The organism is Pseudomonas sp. FDAARGOS_380 (assembly GCF_002591235.1).
Classification (GTDB): Bacteria; Pseudomonadota; Gammaproteobacteria; order Pseudomonadales; family Pseudomonadaceae; genus Aquipseudomonas; species Aquipseudomonas salmasensis.
Genome location: NZ_CP023969.1, coordinates 6,267,533 through 6,293,722, shown reverse-complemented (window position 1 = coordinate 6,293,722; position 26,190 = coordinate 6,267,533). Strand labels below are relative to the sequence as shown.

The window sequence follows — 26,190 nt, the reverse complement described above, 5'->3', positions numbered from 1 at the left end:
AGATTGCCGTCATGGCCAACGAACTCTATACCCGTACCAATCAGAAAATTTACTTCGCGGGTTTATCCCTGGAGGCCCTTGGCCGTGCCGAGGACGGGAAAGAGATGAATGCCATCGCGCTGGTACAGGCGGGGCGCGAAGCGGCGTTGTTCCACCTGTACGGTGCCTTGCTGGGGCTGTGCCATGAAATCGCCGGGTTCTACCGCTTGCCCCAGGCGGGCGCACCGCGGGCGGAAATGATCATGAATCGTGAAGTGCTGGATTCCATGGCCATCCCCGAGTTGGCCGAACTGGTGGAAATGGCCCAGAGCCCTGACAGTTGGGTGGCGCGGCTGCTCAAGGCCCATGCGGATATGTTTCAGCCACCGCGTATTCCCCATGTGCCCAAGGGGGATGTCACCCAGCCGCTGATTGTCGCCGTGGCGTTGGAGCAGGATGAGCCCAAGCCGTTGAGCCGTGAGGAGTTGGAAGGCTGGCGCCAGGAGTTGAAAAAGATGGCGTTGCGTTTTCGTGAAGGGCTGAACGAGTGCTGAACCTGTGGCGAGGGAGCTTGCTCCCGTGGCGACCGGACAGCCGACGCTTATCGACCTGGCGCCCCAGGATCCAACTGTGGGAGCTGGCTTGCCTGCGATGACGGCCTGCCAGCCGACACCTATCTAGCTGACGCCCCGCGATCAAATTGTGGGAGCGGGCTTGCTCGCGAAGGCTGCCTGGCAGTCAACACAGTTGTATTGTGTACATATCCATTGCTGCGGTAATGGCCGCTTAGGGTTCCGCCCTGACGGCGGCTCACTTTGCAAAAGCGGCAAAGTAAGCAAAACGCTCTTGCCCCACCACTCGGCACCTCGCTTAGGCTCGGTGTGCCCGAACGCAGGCTTGAATCCGTGGGCCGCCGCCACGCGCCATCCATGGCGCGGGGCGGCTAACCCCGCGTCCTGCCGGGTTACCCACGAATTCAAGCCTGCGTTCGGCCAGCGTGGTTTAACGGGGCGCCTAAGATCAAAAGCCAGATCAAGATCACAAGCAGAGCGAGATCAAGAGCGACTCGCTTCGCATCGTGGTTACCGTTGGCTGCTACAGCTTGCAAAGTTCTGTGAATGCCCATGCTGCGATAGAGGTGAGTCAGAAAAGCCCAGTAATAACTGACCCACCGCCATCGCCGGCAAGCCAGCTCCCACAGAGAGAAGCGTGTTGCCCAGGACACCATTCATCAAGCCGTCAACAAACCTGTCCATATCCCCTGCGAGGCTGGGTGGATGACTGATATAATCCCAGGCCTTTCGTGGAGAACAGACTTTTATGCCAACGTCCTTTCTGGAAATTGTTGAACTGCCTGACGGCCGAATCGAACTGCGCCGGGCGGAGGACGAGGGTTCTCTGGTTATTCTGGATTTCTCCGAAGACGCCAAGGTCTTCCTGCAAGGCCAGCACGTCGAAGTGGCTAAAGCCATGTTGAGCGTGGGCGTGCAGATGGCAGGTCGCCTTGCCGAAGGCGAGCCGGAAAAAGAAGAAGGGCCGCGCGTTCTTCACTGAGTCTTTGGTGAAGGCTGCGTCTGTGGCGCGCCCGTCATTACCCCAATCGAATATTCAAACTCTGTGCATCACCCGTGCGTGCAGCGCTGATCAGTTGCTGCTTGGCGCTGGCATTCAACGGGTTCAACCAGCTCACCACCGTATGGCTGCGGCCCAGGCGCAAGGCTTCGCAGGTTAGTTGCTGGGCGCTTTGTGCGCCGCGTGGTTGCAGCAACAGGATGCGCTCACGGTTGAGCCCGGCGTCCCGCAGCCAGGCCTGGGTGAGGCTGGCGGGCGGGGCGATCAGTGTCAGCCAGCGGGCGTCCTGATCTTCGCTTAATTCGCGCAGGATAGGTGCCAGCAGGTTCAGGCAGCTCTCAGCCGCACCGCGCAACGACAATTCACTGAACGCCTCAGGTTCGCCGCCCCAGGGGGCTTCGACCGTTTCCTTGAGGATCGGCGCAAGGGGCTGGGCCATGAAGGCCTCGAACAGCGACAGTTGTGTGTGTTGTGGGGTGTGCACGAGCTGCATGATGCCTCCTTTAGCGGCGAATGACGCCGACACTCAAGCCTTCGATCACCAGGTCCTGGTCTTTCAGGTTGACTTCGATCGGGGCAAACTCAGGGTTTTCGGCCAGGAGCCAGACCTTGCTGCCTTCGCGCTTGAAGCGTTTGACCGTGACCTCGTCACCGATACGGGCCACGACGATCTGGCCATTGCGGGCTTCGCGGGTGGTATGGACCGCCAGCAGGTCACCGTCAAAGATGCCCACGTCTTTCATGCTCATGCCGTGCACACGCAATAGGTAGTCGGCGCGAGGATGGAAGAAGGTCGGGTTGATGTTGCAGGATTCCTCGACGTGCTGCTGCGCCAGGATCGGCGCACCTGCGGCGACGCGGCCGATGATCGGCAATGTCGACTCGTCGGCCTTGGCTTCGAAGCCAGGGATACGAATACCCCGCGAAGCACCCGGGGTCATCTCGATCGCACCTTTGCGAGCGAGGGCCTTGAGGTGTTCCTCGGCGGCGTTCGGGGACTTGAACCCCAGTTCCAGGGCAATCTCCGCACGGGTAGGCGGGTACCCGTTGTCATCAAGGCAGCGCTTGATAAAAGCCAGAATCTCAGCTTGGCGTGGCGTCAGTTTTAGCATGTTGATCGCTCTGTCTTTTTATACAGTGACTGGGATTATATACAGTGAACTGCGCTTGGCAATCATCCTTTTTAGCGGCTCCGCTGGACGGTCATCCGTCAGCCGTCCTACAGAGCAGAAGCGGCGCTGCCTACAGAGCTGCGAGGATGTGATTAAATAGCGATGAAACAGATGACCGACCAGCCGCAAAGCGGACCCCCAGGCTTGACAAGACACACTCTGAAACGTATGTTTCAAACAAGTGTTTGTTTGTCAGGCGGAGTAGCCATGGCCCAGTCGGAAACCGTTGAACGCATTCTCGATGCTGCCGAGCAATTGTTCGCGGAAAAAGGATTTGCTGAAACTTCATTGCGGCTGATCACCAGCAAGGCTGGGGTCAACCTCGCTGCTGTGAACTATCATTTCGGCTCGAAAAAGGCCCTGATCCAGGCAGTGTTCTCACGCTTTCTGGGCCCGTTCTGCGCAAGCCTCGACCGTGAGCTGGAACGTCGCCAGGCCAAGGCCGATCACAAGCCCAGCCTGGAAGAGCTGCTGGAAATCCTGGTGGAGCAAGCGCTGGTTGTGCAGCCTCGCAGCGGCAACGACCTGTCGATCTTCATGCGCCTGCTGGGCCTGGCGTTCAGCCAGAGCCAGGGCCACTTGCGCCGTTATCTGGAAGACATGTACGGCAAGGTGTTCCGCCGCTATATGCTGCTGGTCAACGAAGCGGCCCCGCGTATTCCGCCTATCGAACTGTTCTGGCGCGTGCATTTCATGCTCGGTGCCGCTGCCTTCAGCATGTCCGGTATCAAAGCGTTGCGGGCGATTGCCGAGACCGATTTCGGCGTGAACACTTCCATCGAGCAAGTCATGCGCTTGATGGTGCCGTTCCTCGCCGCTGGCATGCGTGCCGAAACCGGCGTCAGCGATCCGGCCATGGCCGCCGCCCAGTTACGCCCACGCAGCAAAACCGTACCGGTCGCCGCCAAGGTTTGATCGCTGCGGGTGGGCGCGGCCGCTTGCATCCGCTAAGCTAGCCGCCATGCCGATTTCAGCTATTTATTCGCAACCCGTCGTCCTTGCCGTGCCTGGCAAGGACGACGGGTTGTGTGCGTTATTTAAGGAAGGTTTATGACTGCTGCCCTGCAAGGTTCTTTGATGGTCGACGTCGCCGGTACCTGGCTCACGGCCGAGGATCGTCATCTGTTGCGCCAGCCGGAAGTGGGCGGCCTGATCATTTTTGCGCGCAATATCGAGCACCCGCGCCAGGTTCGCGAGTTGAGCGCAGCCATTCGCGCAGTGCGCCCTGATTTACTGCTGGCCGTGGACCAGGAAGGCGGCCGCGTGCAGCGTCTGCGCCAAGGCTTTGTGCGCCTGCCGGCCATGCGTGCGCTGGCGGATAACCCCAACGCCGAATACCTGGCCGAACAATGCGGTTGGATCATGGCCACCGAGGTGCTGGCGGTGGGCCTGGACCTGAGTTTTGCCCCAGTGCTGGACCTCGACTACCAACGCAGCGCCGTGGTCGGCACCCGCTCCTTTGAAGGTGACCCCGAGCGCGCTGCCGTGCTCGCCGGTGCCTTTATCCGCGGTATGAACAGCGCCGGCATGGCTGCCACCGGCAAGCACTTCCCTGGCCACGGTTGGGCCGAGGCCGATTCCCACGTCGCCATTCCCACTGACGAGCGCAGCCTGGAACAGATTCGCGCCAATGACCTGGTGCCTTTCGCACGCCTGAGCAAGCAATTGGCCGCCGTGATGCCAGCGCACGTCATCTACCCGCAGGTCGATGCCCAGCCCGCCGGCTTCTCACGCCGCTGGTTGCAGGACATCCTGCGCGGTGAGTTGCAGTTCGACGGGGTGATCTTCAGCGATGATCTGTCCATGGCCGGCGCCCATGTGGTCGGCGATGCGGCCAGTCGTATCGAAGCGGCCCTGACCGCCGGCTGTGACATGGGCTTGGTGTGCAATGACCGTGCGGCGGCCGAGTTGGCGCTCAGTGCAGCGCAGCGGATGAAGGTCACGCCGTCAGCGCGGATTGCGCGTATGCGTGGGCAGGCGGTTGCGTCGACGGATTACAAGCAGGATCCACGCTGGTTGGCGGCCCTCACAGCGTTGCGAGACGCTCAACTGATCGAATAAACGTTAAAGAAAGAGGCGTGGTGTAGGAAGCGTCTGGGTGTTGCTGTAGCTATCTCTTACCGCTTTGTGGGAGTCGGCCTGCTTTAAATCGCGTTGCCGACCGTTGTAGAGTGCTGCCCCATGAATGACCTTATTGCACGTATCGTCGAGTTGGATTGGCAAGAGAGCTTTGACCCTCGTTCACTGGAGCGTGGTTTCGAGTACGCTGGCGAAAGTCGTCTCGAAATTGTCGAAGTGGGAAAACACCGGTTGATCGCACGTTGCAAGGGCTCCGGTCGCAACGTCTACACCCAGGTGATCACACATGTTGTCACATCAAATTGGGCGACTGTCGAGTGTGTGTGTTCTTGCCCGGTAGCGATCAATTGCAAGCACGCGGCTGCGGCGCTGTTTATGTTGACTGTCCTGCACGAAGACCTGAACTCGCCTGTAAAGCAGCAAAAGACACCGGTTGAGCGCCTCAGCCCCCAGCTCGAAAAGTGGCTTGAAAGCATCCCTGAACCCACGCCTGTGGATGAGGAACAACCCAGGAATACGGGCACCTCTTTGCTGTATCAGCTCTCCCCCGATCCCTATTCGACGAGGTGGTCATTAGAGCTATATCGGGCGCGTGTGTCGAAGAAAGGTGACTACAGCGATATCAAGCCGCTGTACTCGATCGATGAGACGTTGCGACGTGCTCCCGCCTATATGCATGAGCTGGATACACGTATTTGTCGATTGCTGTTGTTGAGCCGGTCTTATAGTTCCTATAACACCCGTTATCAGCTGGCCGGCGAGCCAGGTGCCGAAATTCTCCAATTGGCGCTGAAAACCCAACGTCTGTTTATTGAGCAGGGCTCTGGCCTGGCGCTTAAGCCCGGCCCGGCCCGGCCCGCGCGTTTTGATTGGGCCATGTTGTCCGATGGCAATCACATTCCCAAGTGGATCAGCAACGGGCGCGAGTTGAACGAGGTATTGCCCCTTAAACCGCTTCATTATCTTGACCGCGATAACCTGGCTATCGGGGTGGTCGAGCACGGGCTGGATGACAATCTGGCCATGCATCTTTGCGCCTTGCCGATGATTCCAGCTGATCAGGTCGCGTTATTCAGTCATCGGATCAGTTCGATATCCAAGGTGATTCCTCCGCCGCGCGAGCTGACCGAGCGTGTGGTCGATACGTTAGAGCCTCAAGGATGCCTCACCTTGGGTAGCGACGAGTCCTACGTCTACAGCCAGGCGCACCATCGGCAAATGCTCACGTTTGAACACCGCGCCGCCTTGGCTTACCGATACGACGCCTGCCTGGTCAGCGGCAAAGGCACTGAGGACATCCTGTTTCTCAACGGCACCGAAACCCAACGTATCCAACGCAAGCCGTTGGCTGAAAAAGCCCTGCGCAAGACCCTCACGAAGATCGGCCTTAAAGCGGTCACTCGCAAAACCCGTGCGCTGCCTGCCAGTGCCGGAGAGATGTTCGATCTACCCACTGATGAAGCCTGGCTGCGCTTTGTTGAGCGCGATTTGGCGGTTTTGCGCGAGGCCGGGTGGGAGGTGGTCATCCATCCGGGCTTTTATTACGACGTGGAGGCTGTGGATTACTGGTACGCGGACATCGAAGAGACGCCGGGTCATGAATGGTTCAACCTTGAGCTGGGCGTCGAGGTCAATGGCGAGCGGCACAGCCTGTTGCCAATCATGCTCGACTTGATGCGTCGTCAGCCCAAACTGCTCGATGCCACTTACATGGCTGAACGTGACGACGATGAACGGGTCTTGGTCAGTTTGGGCGCCGGCACTCATACAAAGGTGGCGCTGCCCTACGGCCGTATCAAACCCCTGATGGCGACCCTCGGCGAACTCTACCTGCGTGCACCTGAAGGCGATGCACTGCGGTTGAGTGCGCCCGACGCGGCAAGGCTCAGCAACCTGGATGCAATACCTTTGGTCTGGCAGGGCGGCGAGCGGCTGCGTGATTTCGCCAAGCGTCTCAAGGAGGCCACGCACGTCAATGTACCTGCTCCCCAGGGCCTGAACGCCGAACTACGTGGCTACCAGCTCGAAGGCCTTAACTGGATGCAAGCCCTGCGCGAGTTGGACGTCGGCGGGATTCTTGGGGATGACATGGGCCTGGGGAAAACACTGCAGGCCCTTGCCCATTTGCTCTGTGAGAAACAGGCCGGCCGCTTGCGGGCGCCTGCTCTGGCGGTGATGCCCACCAGCCTGGTCCCAAACTGGATGGATGAAGCCGCGCGCTTTACCCCTCAACTCAAGGTCCTGGCGCTGCACGGCTCGCAGCGCCAGGCTGACTTCGCGCGCCTGGCCGATTACGACCTGGTCCTCACCACTTACGCGCTGCTGTCGCGAGACCTTGAAGTGCTGCAGCCTCAATGTTGGAGTGTGCTGATCCTCGACGAAGCGCAAAACATCAAGAATCCCAATAGCAAGGCAGCCCAGGCGGCTCGTGAGTTGGAGGCCGGCCAGCGTTTATGCTTGAGCGGTACGCCATTGGAAAACCACTTGGGCGAGCTGTGGTCACTGTTCCATTTCTTGATGCCGGGCTGGTTGGGTGATAGCAAGAGCTTTAATCGCGATTACCGCACGCCCATCGAAAAACACGGTAATGCGCAGCGTATGCAGCACCTCACAGCGCGTATCAAGCCGTTCCTGTTGCGGCGCAAAAAGGAACAGGTTGCCACGGAGTTACCGCCCAAGTCGGAAATCGTGCACTGGGTAGAGCTCAGCGATGCACAGCGGGATGTCTACGAAACGGTGCGTGTGGCCATGGATAAAAAGGTGCGCGATGAGATCAGTCGTCATGGCGTGGCCCGCAGCCAGATCATCATCCTCGAAGCCCTGCTCAAACTGCGCCAGGTGTGCTGTGACTTGCGCCTGGTCAAGTCTGTGCCGATGACTAAAGCGGCCAAGGCCGGCACTGGCAAGCTGGGCAGCTTGATGGACATGTTGGAAGAGTTGCTCAGCGAGGGGCGGCGGATTTTGTTGTTCTCGCAGTTCACCTCGATGCTGGCGTTGATCGAAGAAGAGCTCAAGCTGCGTGGGGTTGAGTATTCGATCCTGACGGGAGACACCGTTGACCGACGTACGCCCGTTGAGAACTTCCAAGACGGCAAGACACCCCTATTCCTGATCAGCCTGAAGGCGGGCGGGACGGGCTTGAACCTGACAGCGGCGGATACGGTGATTCATTACGACCCTTGGTGGAACCCGGCGGTGGAAAATCAGGCCACCGACCGTGCCTACCGCATCGGGCAGGACAAACCGGTGTTTGTGTACAAGATGATTGCCCGGGGCACGGTGGAGGAAAAGATCCAGGCCTTGCAATTGGAGAAGGCTGCGTTGGCTGATGGGGTGCTGGAAGGTGGCGCCAGTGCGGGTTGGAAGCTGGAGCAGCGGGATATTGAGGCGCTGTTTGCGCCTTTGCCAGGCTGAAGACCGCGGCGCGGCCATCGCAGGCAAGCCAGCTCCCACACTTGAATGTATTTACAAATCAAAATGTGGGAGCGGGCTTGCTCGCGAAGGCGGCCTAACAGTCAGCGCTTCTCTTGCTTATTGGGCAACGGCGCAAACAACGCCTCAATCTCTTCATTGCCCAACTGCCAATCCCCCGTGGTTCGCCCATCCAGCACGCCCGCCGCCAGATCGGACTTCTCCTTCTGCAAGTGCTGAATTTTCTCCTCCACCGTGCCTCGGGCAATCATCTTGTACACGAACACCGGCTTTTCCTGCCCGATGCGGTACGCACGGTCGGTGGCCTGGTTTTCCGTGGCCGGGTTCCACCAGGGGTCATAGTGGATAACCGTGTCGGCTTCGGTCAGGTTCAAGCCTACGCCGCCAGCCTTCAGGCTGATCAAAAAGATCTGCAGCTTGCCGCTCTGGAAATCCTTCACCGGGGTGCGTCGATCCCGGGTCTGGCCGGTCAGCAAGGCGTAGGCAACCCCGCGTTTTTTCAGTTCGGCCTCGATCAGGCTCAGCATCGAGGTGAACTGCGAGAACAGCAGGATCCGGCGGCCCTCGGCAAACAGCTCATCGAGCATGTCCATCAGGCTGTCGAGCTTGCCCGAGCTGCTGCCACGGGCGGGCAGGGTAGCGTCGTTGACCAAGCGCAGGTCGCAGCACACCTGGCGCAGTTTCAGCAGGGCTTCAAGGATGATGATCTGGCTGCGGGCCACGCCCTTGCGGGTGATTTCGTCGCGGACCTTTTTATCCATGGCCAGGCGCATGGTTTCGTACACGTCGCGCTGGGCCTCGTTGAGGTCGACCCAGTGGATAATCTCGGTCTTGGGCGGCAGTTCAGTCGCCACTTGCTCCTTGGTACGGCGCAGCAGGAAGGGTTTGATCCGACCGTTAAGGTGTTGCAATCGCACCTCGCTGGCGCGTTTTTCAATCGGCACGCGGTAATCACGGTTGAAGCTCTTCACGTCGCCCAGCCAACCCGGCAGCAAGAAGTGGAACAGCGACCACAGCTCGCCCAAGTGGTTTTCCAAGGGCGTGCCGCTCAGGCACAGGCGCTGGCGGGCATTCAGTTCGCGCGCGGCCTGGGCCGCCTTGCTGGACGGGTTCTTGATGTACTGCGCTTCATCCAGGATCAAGACGTGCAAGGGCAGGGCGGCGAGCTGTTCGATGTCCTTGGGCAGCAGGGCGTAGGTGGTCAGCAGCAGGTCGTAGTCATTCAGGTTGGCGAAATGTTTCTTACGCCCCGCGCCATAAAGTGCCTGCACTCTCAGCTGCGGGGTGAAGTGCGCAGCCTCATCGAGCCAGTTCGGAATCAGGCTGGTAGGCATCACGACCATGCACGGCCGATCAAGGCGCCCGGCGATTTTCTCGGTAAGGATATGCGCCAGGGTTTGCAGGGTTTTACCCAGGCCCATGTCATCCGCGAGTATCCCACCCACCTCCAGTTGGCGCAGTGACTGCATCCAGCTCAAGCCTTCCAGCTGATAGGGGCGCAAGGTCGCATTCAAGCCTTCAGGCGCCGCGCAGGTGAAGTCCTTGATATCGCGCAGGCGCTGGGCGAAGTTGCGGATCTTCTCGCCGCCTTCCCATTGCAGTGGCAGGTCTTCCAGCGGGTTGAGGCGAATCGCGTCGGCCCTGGCCAGGCGCAGCGCGGTGGTGCCGGCTTCCTGCAGGTAAAACTCGCCGAGAGTCGCCAGCACCGGCTTCAAGCGGCCGTAGGGCAGCGCCACTTGCAGCGGGCCGTGGCCGTTGGGCAGGCCGGGGATATTCACCAGGATCAGCTCTTCATCGCGGCGCCGCGCGAGCTTCTCCGGGTTGAGAATCTCGGTGTGGGAGCGCATCAGGTTCAGCAGGATCGGCAGCAGGCTCAAGCGTTCGCCGTTGACGATAATGCCCAGCTCCAGGTCGAACCAGTCGCGTTCCGGCCCTTCATCCACCGTGGCATACCAGTCATCGACCGGGCTGAGGTCAAAGCCGAAGTCTTCATCGATCTGCAGCTCCCAGCCCTCGGCGCGCAAGCTTGGCGACACATTGAGGGTGAAGTTCAGCCAGGCGCTGTCATTGACCATCTCGAACAGCTCGCCGGCGCTTTCCGGCAGGGCCTTGCTCTGGCGCGTGGCGATCTTGAAGCCAAGCAGGCGCAGGTGTTCGCGATAGGCCTGTTCCTGCTCGGGTTGGCGCTTGATCCGCAGGCTCTGGGTCTCCTGGCGCACAATGATGTCGGCATTTTTTTGCCCGCTGACATAGTTGCCCAGGTAGTTGAACGACAGCGCCGCACGGTGCTGGATATAGCGCTGCATCTTGCCGTTGCGCGGCTCGAACGCGCTGAACTCCACGCTGGCCAGCCAGAGGCGCGGCACCGGTGGCACGTCGTCCATCACCACCTGGGGCAGGACCACGCGGTTATCCAGCACCGCCTGGAGCTTTTCCAGCAGTTGCGCATCCTGGGCTGCTGCCGGGTAGGCCAGGGTTTCCTGAACCTTGAGCAGCACCGCCGCGATGTGTTTGCAGTTGGTGTGTACCGGGCACGTGCAGCGGCTGTCTACCAGGATCAGCAAACCCTTGGCCGATTCGCGCAGTGAGATGGTCTGGCGGTAAACATTGCCGCCCGAGCCTTCGCAACTGGCGGTGATGGTGCTGTCGCCGCACTCGACGATGCGCACGCGGTTTTCCAGGGCGTAGCGCCGCCCGCGCTCAAGGCTCTGCTCTTTGAAGCGATTGGCCCACGAAGGGGCCAGGGGTTTGGTCAACGACGACGTCAGGGGCATGGCGCGCAATCAGTCCTGAAGGTCGGGCGGTGGTGCGCTGGGTGGCTTGGCGGTCAGCGAGGTGATCTTGATCAGCAGCGCCAGGTGGCCGCCGTCCAGGTAGTTGAGCTGGTTGTTCTTGGTGCGCACGTCTTTCTGGCTCAAGTGTTCGCTGGCAATCACGCTGCCGTTGCCGTCGAACTGGTTGATCCAGAAATCCGCATCGATATCGGTAAAGCGCCCCAGTTGCAGGCTCAACACCCCTTCGATAGGGAACTGGCCGAATTGCTCCTGGCCATCGGTGATCGCCACCTTCACCGCTTGCTCGCCCAGGTTCTGTTCCCAGGCCTTGTGCGCGAGCACCGTGTAGTTGGCGTCGGCGCGCAGCTTGTCGACGATATTGCCCAGGCGCGGCGGGCTCATCCGCTCACCCAGGCGCGGCGCGCCCGCATCCCAGTTTTCCGGGGCGGCGCGGCTGTTGATCACAGGTTCCGCATTCTGGCGCACCAGGATCATTTCCACCTGATACAGGCTGTCGGCAAAGGCCGAAGGTGCGAGTACCACCAACAACAGGCTCAAAATGCGGAACACGCGCATGGGGGCGTCCTTAAACGGATTTCGGAATGAGGCGTTCAAACAGCGCCTCCAAGGTGTTGAAGCGTTCTTCGGCACGTTCCATCGGCACCATGAACTTGAACAGCGTAGCCCCTTCGAACTTGTAGCGGTTGGGCTGGCCCTGGATCAGCTTGATCAGCACCAACGGGTCGACCGGCGTCTGCGCTTCGAATTCGATACGCCCGCCTTGCGGCCCGGCGTCGACTTTCTTGATGCCCAACTGCTCGGCCTGCAACTTGAGCAGGGTCAGGCGCACCAGGTTCTTGGTCGGCTCCGGCAGCAGGCCGAAGCGGTCGATCATCTCTACCTGCAAGTCCTTGAGGCCTTCTTCATCGGCCGCCGAGGCAATGCGCTTGTACAGGATCAACCGTGCATGCACATCCGGCAGGTAGTCTTCGGGAATCAACGCCGGCAAGCGCAGGTTGATCTCCGGGCCGCCGCCCAAGGGTTGGTCGAGGTTCGGTTGCTCGCCTTTGCGGATGGCTTTCACCGCGCGTTCGAGCATCTCCATGTACAGCGTGAAACCCACCGCCTGGATCTGCCCGCTCTGGCCGTCGCCGAGCAACTCGCCGGCACCCCGGATTTCCAGGTCGTTGGTGGCCAATACAAAGCCAGCGCCGAGGTCCTGGGTATTGGCGATCGCCTCCAGGCGTTTTTCCGCATCGGAAGTGATCTGCTGGCGCGGTGGCGTCAGCAGGTAGGCATAGGCCTGGTGGTGACTGCGCCCGACGCGGCCGCGCAATTGGTGCAACTGCGCCAGGCCGAACTTGTCGGCGCGCTCGATGATGATGGTGTTGGCGCTCGGCACGTCGATGCCGGTCTCGATGATGGTCGAGGCGATCAGCACGTTGAAGCGCTTGTGGTAGAAGTCGCTCATCACCTGTTCGAGTTCGCGCTCGCGCATCTGCCCGTGGCCGATGGCGATGCGGGCCTCCGGCACCAGTTCGGCGAGGTCGGCGGCGCATTTTTCGATGGTCTTTACGTCGTTGTGCAGGTAATACACCTGGCCGCCGCGCAGCAGTTCGCGCAGCAGGGCTTCCTTGACCGTGCTCTTGTTCTGCTCCATCACGAAGGTGCGCACCGACAAACGACGCGCCGGTGGCGTGGCGATGATCGACAGGTCGCGCATGCCCGACACTGCCATGTTCAGCGTGCGCGGAATCGGCGTGGCGGTGAGGGTGAGGATGTCGACTTCGCTGCGCAGGGCCTTGAGCTGTTCTTTCTGGCGCACGCCAAAGCGGTGCTCTTCGTCGATGATCACCAGGCCCAGGTTCTTGATCTTCACATCGTCCGACAGCAACTTGTGGGTGCCGATCACGATGTCGATCTTGCCTTCGGCCAGATCGGCGACGGCGGCATTCACTTCCTTGGCGGACTTGAAGCGGCTCATCACCTCCACGGTCACCGGCCAGTCGGCAAAGCGGTCGCGGAAACTGTTGTAGTGCTGCTGGGCGAGCAGGGTGGTGGGCACCAGGATCGCCACTTGGCGACCGCCGTGTACCGCAATAAAGGCTGCACGCATGGCCACTTCGGTCTTGCCAAAGCCCACGTCGCCACACACCAGGCGGTCCATCGGCTTGGGCGCGAGCATGTCGGCGCGCACGGCTTCGATGGTGGTTTGCTGGTCGGGGGTTTCTTCGAAGGCAAAACCGGCGCTGAAAGTGGCGTAGTCGGCTTTCGGGTCGGCGAACGCGTAACCTTCGCGGGCGGCGCGGCGCGCATAGATGTCGAGCAGTTCGGCAGCCACGTCGCGTACCTGTTCGGCGGCCTTGCGCTTGGCTTTCTGCCAGGTCTCGGAGCCCAGGCGGTGCAACGGCGCCAAGGCGTCGTCGCTGCCGGTGTAGCGGGCGATCAGGTGCAGGTTGGCCACCGGCACATAGAGCTTGGCGCCCTCGGCGTATTCCATGGTGAGGAATTCGGCGGCCTGGTTGTCGATCTCCAGGGTCTGCAGGCCCAGGTAGCGGCCCACGCCGTGGTCGATATGCACCACCGGCGCGCCTTCGCGCAGCTCGGTGAGGTTCTTGATCACCGCGTCGTTGTTGGCGTCGGCGCGTTTTTCCCGGCGTCGGCGTTGCATCACGCGTTGGCCGAACAGCGGGCTTTCGGCGATCAAGGCCAGTGCCGGGTCATCCAGCCGCAGCCCTTCGTCCAGCGGCGCGATGGTGATCGCCAGGCGCTCTTTGCTGGCGACAAAATCCGGCCAGCTGTCGACGGTTTTCGGACGCAGCTTCAGGCGTTCCAACAGCTCCAGCAGCACTTCGCGGCGCCCGGCGGATTCGGCGGTGAACAGCACGCGGCCGGGGAAGTCACCGAGGAAGTTCGACAACGCCTCCAGCGGTTGCGTGGCTTTGGCCTGGATCGCCAAGTCGGGCAGCGCGCTCGCCGGGAAACGCTCGCGGCCACTGCCAGCGTCCACGTCCTGCTGGCTGGCGACCACTCGCGGCCAGTTTTTCAGGCGCGCGAAGCAGTCTTCCACCGGCAGGAACAGCTCAGCGGGCGGCAATAAAGGCCGGGACGGATCCACGCGGCGCTCTTCATAGCGGTTGCGCACGTCGTTCCAGAAGTTTTCCGCGGCCTGTTCGATACCCGGCAGCGAGAACACCTGGGTGTCCTGGGGCAGGTAGTCGAAGAGGGTGGAGGTTTCGTCGAAGAACAGCGGCAGGTAGTACTCGATGCCCGCGGGCGTGATGCCGCTGCTCAAGTCCTGGAAGATCGGGCAGCGACGGAAGTCCACGTCGAAGCGTTCGCGAAAGCGCGCCTTGAAGCGCGTGACCGCGTCTTTTTGCAGCGGGAATTCCCGCGCCGGCAGCAGCTTGATCGAATCGACCTTGTCGATGGAGCGCTGGTTCTCCGGATCGAAGGTGCGCAGCGTCTCGATCTCGTCATCGAACAGGTCGATGCGGTACGGCAACTTGCTGCCCATCGGGAACAGGTCGATCAAGGCGCCGCGCACCGCGAACTCACCGTGTTCGTACACCGTGTCGACGCAGCGGTAGCCGCTGGCTTCCAGGCGCGTGCGCATCTGCTCCACATCGAGCTTCTGGCCGACGTCCAGCACCAGGCTGCTGCCCAGCAGGAACTTGGTCGGTGCCAGGCGGTGCAGGGCGGTGGTGATCGGCACCACCAGCACACCGTGGGCCAGTTCCGGCAAGCGGTACAGGCTGGCGATACGCTGGGAGATGATGTCCTGGTGCGGCGAGAACAGATCGTAAGGCAGGGTTTCCCAGTCGGGAAAATGCAGCACCGGCAAATCCGGGGCGAAGAAGCTCAGCTCCTGCTCCAACCGTTCGGCACTTTGGCTGTCGGCGGTGAGCAGCAGGGTAAAGCGCTTGGCTGCGCTGGCAGCCTCGGCAATGGCCAGGCTCAGGGCGGCACCGGGCAGGTTGCCCCAGTGCTGTTTACCTGCCGCGGCAGGGAGTAGCGGTAGACGCAGAACGGGCACGGAAGGTTGAGCTCCAAGCGTTGCGACAAAGTCGGTAATTGTAACGGCCCCAGGTGCCGCCTGTCAGTTGCTGACTGTGCCTATTACGGTTTGTAGGAAATGTAGTGGCTAAGACAAACAATGGCGGGTTTTGACTCAATATGTAGTGCCAAAATGCGCGAATGTTTAGGAGGGTTACGGACAAGTCGGCCTGCTCGCCAAACTAGTGGCCTTCTGGAACCCGCGTGTTTCCTGGGCTGTAGCGCGGTGGTATTTTTTTGCAAGGGCTTTTTGTTGTCCTTCGCGCATTGCTCAACGCTCAGTCGGGCGACATAATGTAGCCCCTTTTTTCTGCCCCTACATGTGGAAGGTTCCCGTGACTCAGAAGCCCGACCAGTGTCTTGGTGAATGGATCGACCGTGAAGCACTCGCTGAAGCGATGATTCCGCTTATCGGTCAGCTGTACCGCAATAACAATGTGGTGAGCTCGATCTATGGCCGCAGCCTGATCAACCAGTCTGTCATCGCGATTCTCAAAGCCCACCGCTTTGCGCGCCATCGCTCCGCCGACGACAGCGAACTCTCCGTCCACGAAACATTCCCACTGCTCAAAGCCATGAGCGAGCTCAAGCTCGGCGCGGCCTCGGTAGACCTGGGCAAGTTGGCGTACAAATTCCGCAAAGAAGGCGCTGGCCGCACCGCCGAGCAGTTCGTGCGTGAAGAAATGGCCGATGTGGTTGGCCAGCAAAACGCTGCCGCCCGTAAAGGCACCGACGTGGTGCTGTACGGCTTTGGCCGTATCGGCCGCCTGCTGGCGCGCATCCTGATCGAAAAAACCGGTGGCGGCGACGGCCTGCGCCTGCGTGCCATCGTGGTGCGCAAAGGCGCCGAGAACGACCTGACCAAGCGCGCCAGCCTGCTGCGTCGCGATTCGGTACACGGCTCGTTCAATGGCACCATCACCATTGACGAAGAAAACAACACCATCACCGCCAACGGTAACCTGATCCAGGTGATCTACGCGAAGAACCCGACTGAGGTGGATTACACCCAGTACGGCATCCAGAACGCCCTGCTGGTGGACAACACTGGCGTATGGCGTGATGCCGAGGGTCTGGGCCAGCACCTGGCGTGCCCGGGTGTCGACCGCGTTGTACTGACCGCGCCTGGCAAGGGCAAGCTCAAGAACATCGTGCACGGCATCAACCACGCTGAAATCACCGCTGACGACAAGATCGTGTCCGCCGCTTCCTGCACCACCAACGCCATCGTGCCGGTGCTCAAAGCTGTGAACGACAAGTTCGGCATCGTCAACGGTCACGTTGAAACGGTTCACTCGTACACCAACGACCAGAACCTGATCGACAACTTCCACAAAGGCGATCGCCGTGGCCGTAGCGCCGCGTTGAACATGGTGATCACCGAGACCGGTGCTGCTACCGCTGCTGCCAAGGCCCTGCCTGAGCTGGCTGGCAAGCTGACCGGTAACGCCATCCGTGTACCGACGCCGAACGTGTCGATGGCCATTCTCAACCTCAACCTTGAGAAAGCCGCCACCCGTGAAGAGATGAACGAGTACCTGCGCTACATGGCGCTGCACTCCGACCTGCACAAGCAGATCGACTTCGTCAATTCCCAGGAGGTGGTCTCCACCGACTTCGTGGGCTCGCGCCACGCCGGTGTGGTGGACGCCGAAGCGACCATCACCCAGGACAACCGTGTTGTGCTGTACGTGTGGTACGACAACGAGTTCGGCTACAGCTGCCAGGTGGTTCGCGTGATGGAAGACATGGCTGGGGTCAACCCGCCTGCGTTTCCGCGCTAAGCCTTTGCGCTGAATGAAGAAGCCCCGACTGGTTCGGGGCTTTTTTTATGGCTGTGGGTTATGTGGTGTCTGGGAGGGCCTTATCGCAGGCAAGCCAGCTCCCACAGTTGAAATGCATTTACCTGTGGGAGCGGGCTTGCCCGCGATGACGATGGAACCGTCGACACCGCCATCACTTGAGTAGCGTGTTGCGCAAACTGTCGGACAGCCCTTTGGGCCCCAACCAGATACCCAGGTAGGCCTTCGCTAATTCAGCGTCCGGGCTGCTGAACACCACCTGGCCATTAATCTCCAGATTCAACCCGCGCCCCGGACGAAAATCCAGGGCATAGCGATCGCCGCTGCGAATATCCCGAAAGCGCGCGTGCAGCTTGGCTAACTCCGGGTTCAACCCGGCATTGGCCTGCTGGCGTTCCAGGGTGACGGTGGCCGCCTTGATCACATCATTGCGGTCGATGTCGCGAAAGTAATACAGCGCCAGGCGCACAGCCCTCTGCTGGTCCCATGCCTGCTTTGCCGGCAGTTCAGTCGGGGCATACAGCGCCGCCGCATACACATCCGCCCACAGATAGTTGAACACCGCCTGGTTTTTCAGGGCCAGCCCCTCGACCTGTGCGGGGAAGCTTGCCTGCTTGAGCCGCTGCGCATCGTTGGCGTGCGCCGTGAGCGACACCATCAGCATCAAACAGAAAAATAGTTGTCGCATAATGGCTCATCCTGAATTCGGCGCTGGTTTGCGTCCTGTAGTATGGCAACACTGGCCTACGACGCGACCAAGGGTTAATGTTCGCGGCGCTCGGGCTTCTATAGACTGTGCCCCGGTTCACACACTTGAGCCAAATTGTCCTTCATGCTCGCTGGCCGCGGCATGATTTAGCCCGGCGTCCAACCGTACGCCTGGCCTGTTCTGAGGAGTACGCATGGCTGTCTACAACTACGACGTGGTGGTACTGGGTTCCGGCCCAGCTGGAGAAGGTGCGGCGATGAACGCTGCCAAAGCAGGGCGCAAGGTGGCGATGGTCGATAGCCGTCGCCAGGTCGGCGGTAACTGCACCCACCTGGGTACCATCCCGTCCAAGGCGTTGCGTCACTCGGTACGGCAGATCATGCAGTTCAACACCAACCCGATGTTCCGGGCCATTGGTGAGCCGCGCTGGTTCTCGTTCCCGGACGTATTGAAAAGCGCTGAAAAAGTCATCTCCAAGCAAGTCGCCTCGCGTACCGGCTACTACGCCCGTAACCGCGTCGACCTGTTCTTTGGCACCGGCAGTTTCGCCGACGAGCAAACCGTCGAAGTGGTCTGCGCCAATGGCGTGGTCGAGAAGCTGGTGGCCAAGCACATCATCATCGCCACCGGGTCGCGCCCGTATCGCCCGGCGGACATCGATTTTCACCACCCGCGTATCTACGATAGCGACACCATCCTGAGTCTGGGCCACACCCCGCGCAAACTGATCATCTACGGCGCCGGCGTGATCGGCTGTGAATACGCCTCGATCTTCAGTGGCCTGGGTGTACTGGTAGAGCTGGTGGACAACCGTGACCAGTTGCTCAGCTTCCTCGACTCGGAAATCTCCCAGGCGTTGAGCTACCACTTCAGCAACAACAACATCACCGTGCGCCATAACGAAGAGTACGAGCGGGTCGAAGGCCTGGACAACGGGGTGATCCTGCACCTCAAGTCCGGCAAGAAGATCAAGGCCGACGCCTTGCTGTGGTGCAATGGCCGTACCGGCAACACCGACAAGCTGGGCATGGAAAACATCGGGGTCAAGGTCAACAGCCGTGGCCAGATCGAAGTGGACGAGAATTACCGCACCTGCGTGCCGAACATCTACGGCGCCGGTGACGTGATCGGCTGGCCAAGCCTGGCCAGTGCCGCCCATGACCAGGGCCGCTCGGCCGCTGGCAGCATCGTTGACAATGGCAGCTGGCGCTACGTGAACGACGTGCCGACCGGGATCTATACGATTCCCGAGATCAGCTCCATCGGCAAGAACGAGCACGAACTGACCAAGGCCAAGGTGCCTTACGAAGTGGGCAAGGCGTTTTTCAAGAGCATGGCGCGTGCGCAGATCGCCGGCGAGCCGCAAGGCATGCTGAAAATCCTGTTCCACCGCGAAACCCTGGAAGTGCTCGGCGTGCATTGCTTCGGCTACCAGGCCTCGGAGATCGTGCACATCGGCCAGGCGATCATGAACCAGCCGGGTGAGCAAAATACCCTCAAGTATTTCGTCAACACCACCTTCAACTACCCGACCATGGCCGAAGCCTATCGGGTAGCGGCCTACGACGGCCTCAACCGGCTTTTTTGAGCGGCTCCGGCCGGTGGCCTGAGCCGGCCGGGGAGACCGATTTCAGTAATTCTCGAGGGTGGCAGTGGCCAAACCGGGAAAGTCTGTAATCAGGCTATCTACGCCGAAGTCGGCGAGCCTGCGCATCAGCGCAGGTTCGTTGACTGTCCACACGGACACATGCAAGCCCTGGCGCTGGGCTTTTTCCAGCCGCTCGGGGGTGCACAGCGTCCAGTTCAATGCCAAATACTCACAGCCATAGTTCTGCGCGACCTTCAGCGGGTCGAGCCAGGCGTATTCGGCGACCAGGCCGCGTGACAGGTCTGGGGTGAGTTCCACGGCGGCCTTGAGTACTTCCCGCGAGCTTGACGTGACCGTGACCTTGTCCATCAAGCCAAAGCGCACGGCCATTTCGCGAATCGCCAGCACGGTGGTCGCGGCACGGGTACGCGAGGCGCTTTTGACTTCCAGTTGCCAGTGATCGAAGTCGCACTGTTCGAACAACGCCTCCAGGCGCGGGATCGGGCAGGGGCTGACCCAGCCTGGGCCGCCTTTGCGCGCGTCCATCTTCACCAGGTCAGCCGCCGAATACTCGACGACTTTGCCGCGCCGGTCGGTGGTGCGCTTGAGGGTCGGGTCGTGGATGACCATCAACTCGCCGTCCATGGACAGGTGCAAGTCCAGCTCGCAGCGGCGTACGCCGTGCTTGAGGCACTCCTGAAAGCTGGTCAGGGTGTTTTCCGGTGCTTCGCCTTTGGCACCGCGGTGGCCGTAAATCAGGGTCACAGTTGCTCCTTTGCGCCAGGATGGCTGGCGTCGTGAATACGCATTCAGAGGTCTTCGCTTTGTTCTCGCGCCAGGCGGCGTTCCTGGGCCTGTTTCTGCAGGATATAGCGCGCCAGCAATTGGCGTTGGGCATCGGTCATGGACTCGAATTCCGTGCCCACATCAAAGCCGTCGCCCTTGGGGTCGCAATGGGTCACCCGCGCGCGCAGCAACAGGCCGAGCGCCTGGGGCATCAGCACCAGCTTGACCGCCAGGTGAGTGTCGGCGGCCAGCGGCGTGGGGTGCTGGAAGTCGATGCCGCCCTCGGAGAGGATCACCGGTTGCGGCGCGCCCACCTCGTTCAGCAAACCGCGGGCCATGACCTGGCTGAGCAGGTCCAGGCGTTTGTTCTGCACTTTGAGGAACGCCGCGAGGCTGCGGTCTTTCTCGTTGATCTGGCGCAACAGGTGCTGGGCTTCGAATTCGCTCAGGTGCAGTTCGCTGAGCAGATTGAACAGCGGCGAATCATCCAGCAACACTTCCTTGCTCGCCGCGTCGGGGCCAGACAGGGGTTTGATTTGAAGTGCGATCATGTCATCGATACGGTAGTATTCGCGGCGCTCTTCTTCATCTAATGTCGACATGGCGAACCCCAGGTAACGGTAATGGTCTGAGTGTAAAGCTGCTGACCAGACCCCGCCACCGGGACGTCTTCTTTTCCTCCGAACAAGCCCCGACATGTTCAGACCTCTCTTCGTATTTATCGGCACGCGTTATACCCGTGCAAAGCGTCGCAATCATTTTGTGTCGTTCATTTCCTTGACCTCGATGATCGGTCTCGCCCTGGGCGTGGTCGTGATGATCGTGGTGCTGTCGGTGATGAATGGCTTCGATCATGAGATGCGCACCCGCGTGCTGGGCATGGTGCCCCACGCGACCATTGAAGGCGATGCGCCGATCAATGACTGGCAAAGCCTGGCCGCCAAGGTCCAGCAGAACCCCAAGGTGGTGGCGGTAGCGCCGTTTACCCAGATGCAAGGGTTGCTGACCAACGACGGCAAGGTGCAGAAGATCCTGCTCAACGGCATCGATCCGGCCCAGGAACACAACGTCTCGATCATCGACAAGTTCATGCTGCAAGGTAAGCTCGACGCGTTGGCGCCGGGCAGCTTCGGCATCGTCATCGGTGACAAGGCCGCGGCCAAGCTGGGCGTGGGGGTTGGCGACAAGCTGACCTTCGTCGCCCCGGAAGTCACCGTGACCCCGGCCGGCATGTTCCCGCGCATGAAGCGCTTTACCGTGGTGGGCACCTTTCACGTTGGCGCTGGCGAGATCGACGGCTACATCGGCCTGACCAACCTCACCGACCTGGCTCGCCTGCATCGCTGGCAGCCCGACCAGGTGCAGGGCCTGCGCCTGAAATTCAACGACCTGTTCGACGCCCCGCGCGGCGCCTGGGAAATTGCCCAGCACCTGGGGGAGACCGAGTATTACGCCCGCGACTGGACCCGCACCCACGGCAACCTGTACCAGGCTATCCGCATGGAAAAAGCCATGATCGGTCTGTTGTTGCTGCTGATCGTCGCCGTGGCGGCCTTCAACATCATCTCCACTCTGGTGATGGTGGTGAACGACAAGAAGGGCGACATCGCCATCCTGCGTACTTTGGGCGCCACGCCGGGGCAGATCATGGCGATCTTCATGGTGCAGGGCACCGTGATCGGCGTGGTTGGCACCTTGATCGGCACGGCGGTGGGCATCCTGGCAGCGCTGAACGTCAGCGCCGCCATTGCCCTGCTTGAAAAAGTGATTGGCCATAAGTTTCTCAACGCCGACGTCTACTTCATCGATTACTTGCCGTCCCAGGTGCAAACCCAGGACGTGCTGATGGTGGGCGGCGCTGCGTTGGTCCTGAGCTTCCTTGCCACCCTGTATCCAGCCTGGCGCGCGGCACGTACCCAGCCAGCACAGGCATTACGTTATGAGTGAATCGGGCATGAGTGAAAAAGCAATCCTGAGCTGCCGCAACCTGGGCAAATCCTACGAGGAAGGCCCGGAGTCGGTGGTGGTGCTGTCCAACCTGCAGCTTGAACTGCACCCTGGCGAGCGCGTGGCAATCGTCGGCAGTTCCGGTTCCGGCAAAAGTACCTTGCTCAACCTGTTGGGCGGCCTCGATACGCCGTCCCAGGGCAGCGTATGGCTGGCCGGCGAAGAACTGTCGGCCTTGAATGAAAAGGCCCGTGGCCAACTGCGCAATCGCTCGTTGGGCTTTGTGTACCAGTTCCATCACTTGCTGCCGGAATTCACCGCCCTGGAAAACGTGTGCATGCCGCTGTTGATCGGCAAAACCGCAATTCCCGAAGCGCGCCAGCGTGCCACGGCCTTGCTTGAGCGTGTCGGCCTGGGCCATCGCCTGGAGCACAAGCCAGCAGAGTTGTCCGGTGGTGAGCGCCAGCGCGTGGCGATTGCCCGTGCCCTGGTGAACAACCCCGGCCTGGTGATGCTCGATGAGCCGACCGGTAACCTCGACTCCCACACCGCCCAGGGCATCAAGGACTTGATGCTGGAGTTGAGCACCCAGATGCGCACCGCGTTCCTGGTGGTGACCCATGACATGAGCATGGCCCGGCAGATGGACCGCGTACTGCATTTGCAGGAAGGTCATCTGGTCGCTATCTGACCTGTTGCAAGCCCGGTTTTTTGAGGCCGGGCTTTTTCATTTTTCCAACGGTGCCCGCGAATGTTCAGACCGTTATCGATTTTTATCGGCACGCGCTATACCCGCGCCAAGCGCCGCAACCGTTTTGTCTCGTTTATCTCGATGACCTCGATGATCGGCCTCGCCCTGGGCGTATTGGCGATGATCGTAGTGCTTTCGGTGATGAACGGCTTTCAGCGTGAAATGAGCTCGCGCATCCTCGGCATGGTGCCCCACGCCACTATCGTCGGCGTAAAGCCGATTGATGATTGGCAGCCGGTGGCCGCCGCTGCGATGAAGAATCCGCAAGTCACCGCCGCCGTGCCCTTCACCCAAATGGACGGCATGTTTTCCTATAAGGGCGCGATGCAGCCGATCGAGATCAGCGGCGTCGACCCGGCCCAGGAAGGCAAGGTGTCGATCGTGGCCCAGCACATCGTGCGCGGCAAACTCGACGACCTCAAACCTGGCGAATTCGGCGTGGTGGTCGGTGATATCACTGCACGCCGCTTTCGCCTGAGCGTGGGCGACAGGCTGACCCTGATCGTGCCGGAACTCAGCAGCGCGCCGGGCGGCATCACCCCCCGCATGCAGCGCCTGAACGTGGTGGGTATCTTCAAGGTCGGCGCCGAACTGGATGGCTCCATGGCCCTGATCCATATGGCCGACGCCGCTGAAATCCAGCATTGGCAGCCCAACCAGGTGCAAAGCGTACGCCTGGCGGTGAAGGACCTGTATGCAGCGCCCAAAGTCTCGGCAGATATCGCCGCCAGCCTGGGCGCGGCCTACAAGCCGGACGACTGGACCCACACCCAGGGCAGCCTGTTCAGCGCCATGAAAATGGAAAAGACCATGATCGGCCTGCTGTTGCTGATGATCGTCGCCGTGGCCGCGTTCAACATCATCGCCACCTTGATCATGGTGGTGAACGACAAGGGCGCGGACATCGCCATCCTGCGTACCATCGGCGCCACACCTCGGCAGATCATGGCGATCTTCATGGTGCAGGGCACCGTGATTGGCGTGGTCGGCACCTTGATCGGCGGCGTGCTCGGGGTGATTGCGGCCCTGAACGTGAGTGAGCTGGTGGGCTGGCTGGAGCGGGTGAGCGGGCAGCATATCTTCAGTTCGGATGTGTACTTTGTCAGCAACCTGCCTTCGGAGCTGCAAGGTGGGGATGTGTTGCTGATTTGCTCGGCGGGGTTTGTGTTGAGCTTCTTGGCGACGATTTACCCGGCGTATCGGGCGGCGAAGATTGAGCCGGCGCATGCGCTGAGGTATTCGTAACCTGATCGTTCCCACGCTCTGCGTGGGAATGCCTCACCGGGCGCTCCGCGTCCGCTGTTGGGACGCAGAGCGTCCCGGAATGCATTCCCACGCGGAGCGTGGGAACGATCAGCAAAGCGTGGGAACGATCAGCAGTCGCCCTTGGGCAACTCAATCACAAATCTGGTCCGGCCCGCCTGCGACTCACAATAAATCCTCCCGCCATGCGCCCGCACAATCGACTGGGTAATTGCCAACCCCAACCCCGCATGTTCGCTGCTGCCTGCACGCCTGGACGGATCGGCTCGGTAGAAACGATCAAACAGCCGCGGCAATAACGGCGCGGGAATGCCTTCCCCGCTGTTCTCCACCGTCAGTGTCACGCCACTCTCGATCCGTACCCGCACTTCACCGCCCGGTGGGGTAAAGCGCAGCGCGTTATCCAGCAAGTTCGACAGGGCCCGGCGCAACATGCCGCGATCGCCCATGGTATGGGCGCTGCCTTCGCGCACCAGCGTCACCTGCGCGTCCTCCGCCAGCAGGGCAAAAAACTCCAACAGTGCGTCGACCTCATCGCCCAAATCCAGGGCTTCTCGGCTGGGCATCAGCAAGCCGTGGTCAGCTTTGGCCAGGTACAGCATGTCGTTGACCAGTTGCGCCATCCATTGCAGCTCTTCGAGGTTGCTGTGCAGCGCCTCGCGGTAATCCTCCAGCGGGCGTGGCTGGGTGAGGATGACTTGGGTTTGGGTCAGCAGGTTGGACAGCGGTGTGCGCAGTTCGTGGGCGATATCTGCGCTGAAGGCAGACAGGCGCTGGAACGCGTCATCCAGGCGCGCCAGCATAGCGTTGACGGCCTGGGCCAGTTCCGCGAGTTCCACCGGCATTTGCTCCTGGGGTAAGCGTTGTGTGAGGGAGTGGGCGGAGACGCTGGCGGCCACTTCGCCCATGCGCCGCAGCGGTCGCAAGCCACTGCGCGCAGCCCAGGCGCCGAGCAGGGCGGTGGCCAGGGCCGAGAGGCCGACGGTCAGCCAGATCAAGCGTTGCATGCGCTGTAGAAAGTGCTGGTGGTGAGTGATGTCGAGGATCAGGGTCAGCTGTGGCGAATCCAGCTGGCTGGGCGCCAAGGGTGCGATGAACACGCGGTAGTCGGTGCCCGCCTGCTGCAGGCTATGCAGGCCGGGCGCCTGGGGCAAGCTAAGGTTGGGCGCGCCGTCCAGCCAACGTTGACCCGCCCCGGTGATGCGCAAGGTGAGGTCGGGCTGGTGATCGAGTTCGGCACGCAGTTGAGGGGTGCGCTGGGCGAGGTCTTCCGGTGAGGCGACACCCTGCAAGGTGCTGCGCAAGGCCACCAGTTTGCTTTCGAGCTGTTGCTGGTCCAGCTCCATGAAGTGCGCCTCGCTGGCCCGGTTGAACAACACCCCGGCGATCAACGAGACCACCGCCGTGCAGGCGGCAAACAGCAGCGCCAGGCGGCTGGTCAGGGACAGGCGCTTGATCACGTGAACCGCTCCTCCAGCACGTAACCCATGCCGCGCACGGTGTGGATCAGTTTGTTGGGGAAATTGTCGTCGACCTTCAGGCGCAGGCGGCGAATGGCGACTTCGATGATATTGGTGTCGCTGTCGAAATTCATGTCCCACACCTGGGAGGCGATCAGGGTCTTGGGCAGTACTTCGCCCTGGCGACGCAGCAGCAGCTCCAGCAGGGCGAACTCCTTGGCGGTGAGGTCGATGCGCTGGCCGCTGCGCTCGACGCGGCGGCGGATCAAGTCCAGGCTCAGGTCGGCCAGTTGCAACAGGGTGTCCTGCGGCGTGCTGCTGCCCCGGCGCAACAAGGTGCGCACCCGCGCCAGCAGTTCGGAAAAGGCGAAGGGTTTGACCAGGTAATCGTCGGCGCCCAGCTCCAGGCCGTGTACCCGGTCTTCGACGGCATCGCGAGCGGTGAGGAACAGCACCGGGATGTCCAGGCCGGCACTGCGCACCGCCTGCAGGATTTGCCAGCCGTCGCGGCCGGGCAGCATCACATCGAGGATCAACAAGTCATAGTCGCCCGTCAGCGCCAAGTGCTGGCCACTGGTGCCGTCTGCCACCAGCTCGGTGGTAAAACCCGCCTCGGCCAGGCCCTGGCGCAGGTAATGACCGGTTTTGGGTTGGTCTTCGACGATCAGCAGTTTCATATCGGGCTCTTGGTCAAGGTGGGCGCCGGCCTTTATACCCTGGGCTCCGGGGTATGGGCACAAGCTGACAAAGTTGTAATCTAGCAGTCAGCTGGCTGGCAGCGAGGCCATCTTAAAGTGTTGCCCAAGCTGGATACCTATTG

Annotated in this window: 20 protein-coding genes; 10 read left to right on the top strand and 10 right to left on the bottom strand. The window is 61.1% G+C overall.

What is annotated here, in order from left to right:
• Positions 1-11: 11 nt before the first annotated feature.
• Together CRN80_RS29275 and CRN80_RS29260 are read left to right on the top strand one after the other, a co-directional pair.
• Positions 12-533, top strand: coding sequence for a DUF6586 family protein (locus CRN80_RS29275; protein WP_098952408.1), 522 nt, complete (start codon positions 12-14; stop codon positions 531-533).
• Positions 534-1,299: 766 nt separating this feature from the next.
• On the top strand, positions 1,300-1,533 hold the full coding sequence (locus CRN80_RS29260) for a hypothetical protein (RefSeq protein ID WP_003189656.1): 234 nt from the start codon (positions 1,300-1,302) through the stop codon (positions 1,531-1,533).
• A gap of 37 nt (positions 1,534-1,570) precedes the next feature.
• On the opposite strand, the gene sulA is transcribed toward CRN80_RS29260, so the two are convergent.
• On the bottom strand, positions 1,571-2,044 hold the full coding sequence (gene sulA / locus CRN80_RS29255) for an SOS-induced cell division inhibitor SulA (RefSeq protein WP_005786162.1): 474 nt from the start codon (positions 2,042-2,044) through the stop codon (positions 1,571-1,573).
• A 10-nt stretch (positions 2,045-2,054) separates the two neighbouring features.
• Positions 2,055-2,663: a transcriptional repressor LexA gene (gene lexA / locus CRN80_RS29250; protein ID WP_003172575.1), complete on the bottom strand. Its 609-nt coding sequence runs from the start codon at positions 2,661-2,663 to the stop codon at positions 2,055-2,057.
• A 267-nt stretch (positions 2,664-2,930) separates the two neighbouring features.
• Here lexA and CRN80_RS29245 point away from each other — a divergent pair, with 267 nt between their 5' ends.
• The 3 genes from CRN80_RS29245 to CRN80_RS29235 all read left to right on the top strand — a co-directional run bounded on the left by CRN80_RS29245 (position 2,931) and on the right by CRN80_RS29235 (position 8,216).
• Positions 2,931-3,638 carry a TetR/AcrR family transcriptional regulator gene (locus CRN80_RS29245; RefSeq protein ID WP_003189661.1) on the top strand — a complete coding sequence of 236 codons (708 nt, stop codon included), beginning with the start codon at positions 2,931-2,933 and terminating at the stop codon, positions 3,636-3,638.
• A 135-nt stretch (positions 3,639-3,773) separates the two neighbouring features.
• Complete coding sequence (gene nagZ, locus CRN80_RS29240; RefSeq protein ID WP_098952405.1) at positions 3,774-4,784, top strand: beta-N-acetylhexosaminidase; 1,011 nt, start codon at positions 3,774-3,776, stop codon at positions 4,782-4,784.
• 120 nt (positions 4,785-4,904) lie between these two features.
• The gene (locus CRN80_RS29235) at positions 4,905-8,216 is read left to right on the top strand and encodes a DEAD/DEAH box helicase (protein WP_098952404.1); all 3,312 of its coding nucleotides are present in this window, start codon (positions 4,905-4,907) and stop codon (positions 8,214-8,216) included.
• 101 nt (positions 8,217-8,317) lie between these two features.
• On the opposite strand, the gene CRN80_RS29230 is transcribed toward CRN80_RS29235, so the two are convergent.
• The 3 genes from CRN80_RS29230 to mfd are packed head-to-tail and all read right to left on the bottom strand — an operon-like array spanning position 8,318 to position 15,044.
• A complete protein-coding gene (locus CRN80_RS29230) occupies positions 8,318-11,008 on the bottom strand; it encodes a DEAD/DEAH box helicase (protein ID WP_098952402.1) in 2,691 nt (896 codons plus the stop codon).
• A 9-nt stretch (positions 11,009-11,017) separates the two neighbouring features.
• Positions 11,018-11,584 (bottom strand): CsiV family protein, encoded by a 567-nt coding sequence (locus CRN80_RS29225; RefSeq protein ID WP_014717515.1) that lies wholly within the window; start codon positions 11,582-11,584, stop codon positions 11,018-11,020.
• Between the two features lie 10 nt (positions 11,585-11,594).
• Positions 11,595-15,044, bottom strand: a complete 3,450-nt coding sequence (mfd, locus tag CRN80_RS29220) for a transcription-repair coupling factor (protein WP_032892840.1) — start codon at positions 15,042-15,044, stop codon at positions 11,595-11,597.
• Between the two features lie 340 nt (positions 15,045-15,384).
• On the opposite strand from mfd, the gene CRN80_RS29215 reads away from it, so the two are divergent.
• A complete protein-coding gene (locus CRN80_RS29215; RefSeq protein WP_032873405.1) occupies positions 15,385-16,848 on the top strand; it encodes a glyceraldehyde-3-phosphate dehydrogenase in 1,464 nt (487 codons plus the stop codon).
• Positions 16,849-17,020: 172 nt separating this feature from the next.
• On the opposite strand, the gene CRN80_RS29210 is transcribed toward CRN80_RS29215, so the two are convergent.
• A complete protein-coding gene (locus tag CRN80_RS29210; protein ID WP_098952400.1) occupies positions 17,021-17,554 on the bottom strand; it encodes a chalcone isomerase family protein in 534 nt (177 codons plus the stop codon).
• 214 nt (positions 17,555-17,768) lie between these two features.
• Between CRN80_RS29210 and sthA the strand changes: the two genes are divergently transcribed.
• Positions 17,769-19,163 carry a Si-specific NAD(P)(+) transhydrogenase gene (gene sthA, locus CRN80_RS29205; RefSeq protein ID WP_003189670.1) on the top strand — a complete coding sequence of 465 codons (1,395 nt, stop codon included), beginning with the start codon at positions 17,769-17,771 and terminating at the stop codon, positions 19,161-19,163.
• Positions 19,164-19,205: 42 nt separating this feature from the next.
• On the opposite strand, the gene CRN80_RS29200 is transcribed toward sthA, so the two are convergent.
• On the bottom strand, positions 19,206-19,928 hold the full coding sequence (locus CRN80_RS29200; protein WP_003189671.1) for a glycerophosphodiester phosphodiesterase family protein: 723 nt from the start codon (positions 19,926-19,928) through the stop codon (positions 19,206-19,208).
• Between the two features lie 44 nt (positions 19,929-19,972).
• Positions 19,973-20,551: a PilZ domain-containing protein gene (locus CRN80_RS29195; RefSeq protein WP_003189673.1), complete on the bottom strand. Its 579-nt coding sequence runs from the start codon at positions 20,549-20,551 to the stop codon at positions 19,973-19,975.
• 94 nt (positions 20,552-20,645) lie between these two features.
• Here CRN80_RS29195 and CRN80_RS29190 point away from each other — a divergent pair, with 94 nt between their 5' ends.
• Genes CRN80_RS29190 through CRN80_RS29180 form a run of 3 tightly spaced genes read left to right on the top strand, consistent with a single transcriptional unit; the run spans position 20,646 to position 23,892 of the window.
• The gene (locus CRN80_RS29190; RefSeq protein ID WP_003189676.1) at positions 20,646-21,896 is read left to right on the top strand and encodes a lipoprotein-releasing ABC transporter permease subunit; all 1,251 of its coding nucleotides are present in this window, start codon (positions 20,646-20,648) and stop codon (positions 21,894-21,896) included.
• A gap of 7 nt (positions 21,897-21,903) precedes the next feature.
• The gene (gene lolD, locus CRN80_RS29185) at positions 21,904-22,587 is read left to right on the top strand and encodes a lipoprotein-releasing ABC transporter ATP-binding protein LolD (protein WP_019818240.1); all 684 of its coding nucleotides are present in this window, start codon (positions 21,904-21,906) and stop codon (positions 22,585-22,587) included.
• Between the two features lie 60 nt (positions 22,588-22,647).
• The gene (locus CRN80_RS29180; protein ID WP_098952398.1) at positions 22,648-23,892 is read left to right on the top strand and encodes a lipoprotein-releasing ABC transporter permease subunit; all 1,245 of its coding nucleotides are present in this window, start codon (positions 22,648-22,650) and stop codon (positions 23,890-23,892) included.
• Between the two features lie 128 nt (positions 23,893-24,020).
• Here the strand turns inward: CRN80_RS29180 and CRN80_RS29170 are convergent, their stop codons facing one another.
• Both CRN80_RS29170 and CRN80_RS29165 read right to left on the bottom strand, forming a co-directional pair.
• Positions 24,021-25,370, bottom strand: a complete 1,350-nt coding sequence (locus CRN80_RS29170; RefSeq protein WP_098952395.1) for a heavy metal sensor histidine kinase — start codon at positions 25,368-25,370, stop codon at positions 24,021-24,023.
• The gene (locus CRN80_RS29165; protein WP_032892835.1) at positions 25,367-26,047 is read right to left on the bottom strand and encodes a heavy metal response regulator transcription factor; all 681 of its coding nucleotides are present in this window, start codon (positions 26,045-26,047) and stop codon (positions 25,367-25,369) included. Before CRN80_RS29165 ends, CRN80_RS29170 begins: the two co-directional genes overlap by 4 nt.
• Positions 26,048-26,190 lie beyond the last annotated feature (143 nt).

Excerpts from the sequence above, each read along its gene's own strand:
- CRN80_RS29275 (WP_098952408.1), top strand. The coding sequence starts at position 12 with ATGGCCAACGAACTCTATACCCGTACCAATCAGAAAATTTACTTCGCG.
- CRN80_RS29260 (WP_003189656.1), top strand. The coding sequence starts at position 1,300 with ATGCCAACGTCCTTTCTGGAAATTGTTGAACTGCCTGACGGCCGAATC.
- sulA (WP_005786162.1), bottom strand. The coding sequence starts at position 2,044 with ATGCAGCTCGTGCACACCCCACAACACACACAACTGTCGCTGTTCGAG.
- lexA (WP_003172575.1), bottom strand. The coding sequence starts at position 2,663 with ATGCTAAAACTGACGCCACGCCAAGCTGAGATTCTGGCTTTTATCAAG.
- CRN80_RS29245 (WP_003189661.1), top strand. The coding sequence starts at position 2,931 with ATGGCCCAGTCGGAAACCGTTGAACGCATTCTCGATGCTGCCGAGCAA.
- nagZ (WP_098952405.1), top strand. The coding sequence starts at position 3,774 with ATGACTGCTGCCCTGCAAGGTTCTTTGATGGTCGACGTCGCCGGTACC.
- CRN80_RS29235 (WP_098952404.1), top strand. The coding sequence starts at position 4,905 with ATGAATGACCTTATTGCACGTATCGTCGAGTTGGATTGGCAAGAGAGC.
- CRN80_RS29230 (WP_098952402.1), bottom strand. The coding sequence starts at position 11,008 with ATGCCCCTGACGTCGTCGTTGACCAAACCCCTGGCCCCTTCGTGGGCC.
- CRN80_RS29225 (WP_014717515.1), bottom strand. The coding sequence starts at position 11,584 with ATGCGCGTGTTCCGCATTTTGAGCCTGTTGTTGGTGGTACTCGCACCT.
- CRN80_RS29215 (WP_032873405.1), top strand. The coding sequence starts at position 15,385 with ATGTGGAAGGTTCCCGTGACTCAGAAGCCCGACCAGTGTCTTGGTGAA.
- CRN80_RS29210 (WP_098952400.1), bottom strand. The coding sequence starts at position 17,554 with ATGCGACAACTATTTTTCTGTTTGATGCTGATGGTGTCGCTCACGGCG.
- sthA (WP_003189670.1), top strand. The coding sequence starts at position 17,769 with ATGGCTGTCTACAACTACGACGTGGTGGTACTGGGTTCCGGCCCAGCT.
- CRN80_RS29195 (WP_003189673.1), bottom strand. The coding sequence starts at position 20,551 with ATGTCGACATTAGATGAAGAAGAGCGCCGCGAATACTACCGTATCGAT.
- CRN80_RS29190 (WP_003189676.1), top strand. The coding sequence starts at position 20,646 with ATGTTCAGACCTCTCTTCGTATTTATCGGCACGCGTTATACCCGTGCA.
- lolD (WP_019818240.1), top strand. The coding sequence starts at position 21,904 with ATGAGTGAAAAAGCAATCCTGAGCTGCCGCAACCTGGGCAAATCCTAC.
- CRN80_RS29180 (WP_098952398.1), top strand. The coding sequence starts at position 22,648 with ATGTTCAGACCGTTATCGATTTTTATCGGCACGCGCTATACCCGCGCC.
- CRN80_RS29165 (WP_032892835.1), bottom strand. The coding sequence starts at position 26,047 with ATGAAACTGCTGATCGTCGAAGACCAACCCAAAACCGGTCATTACCTG.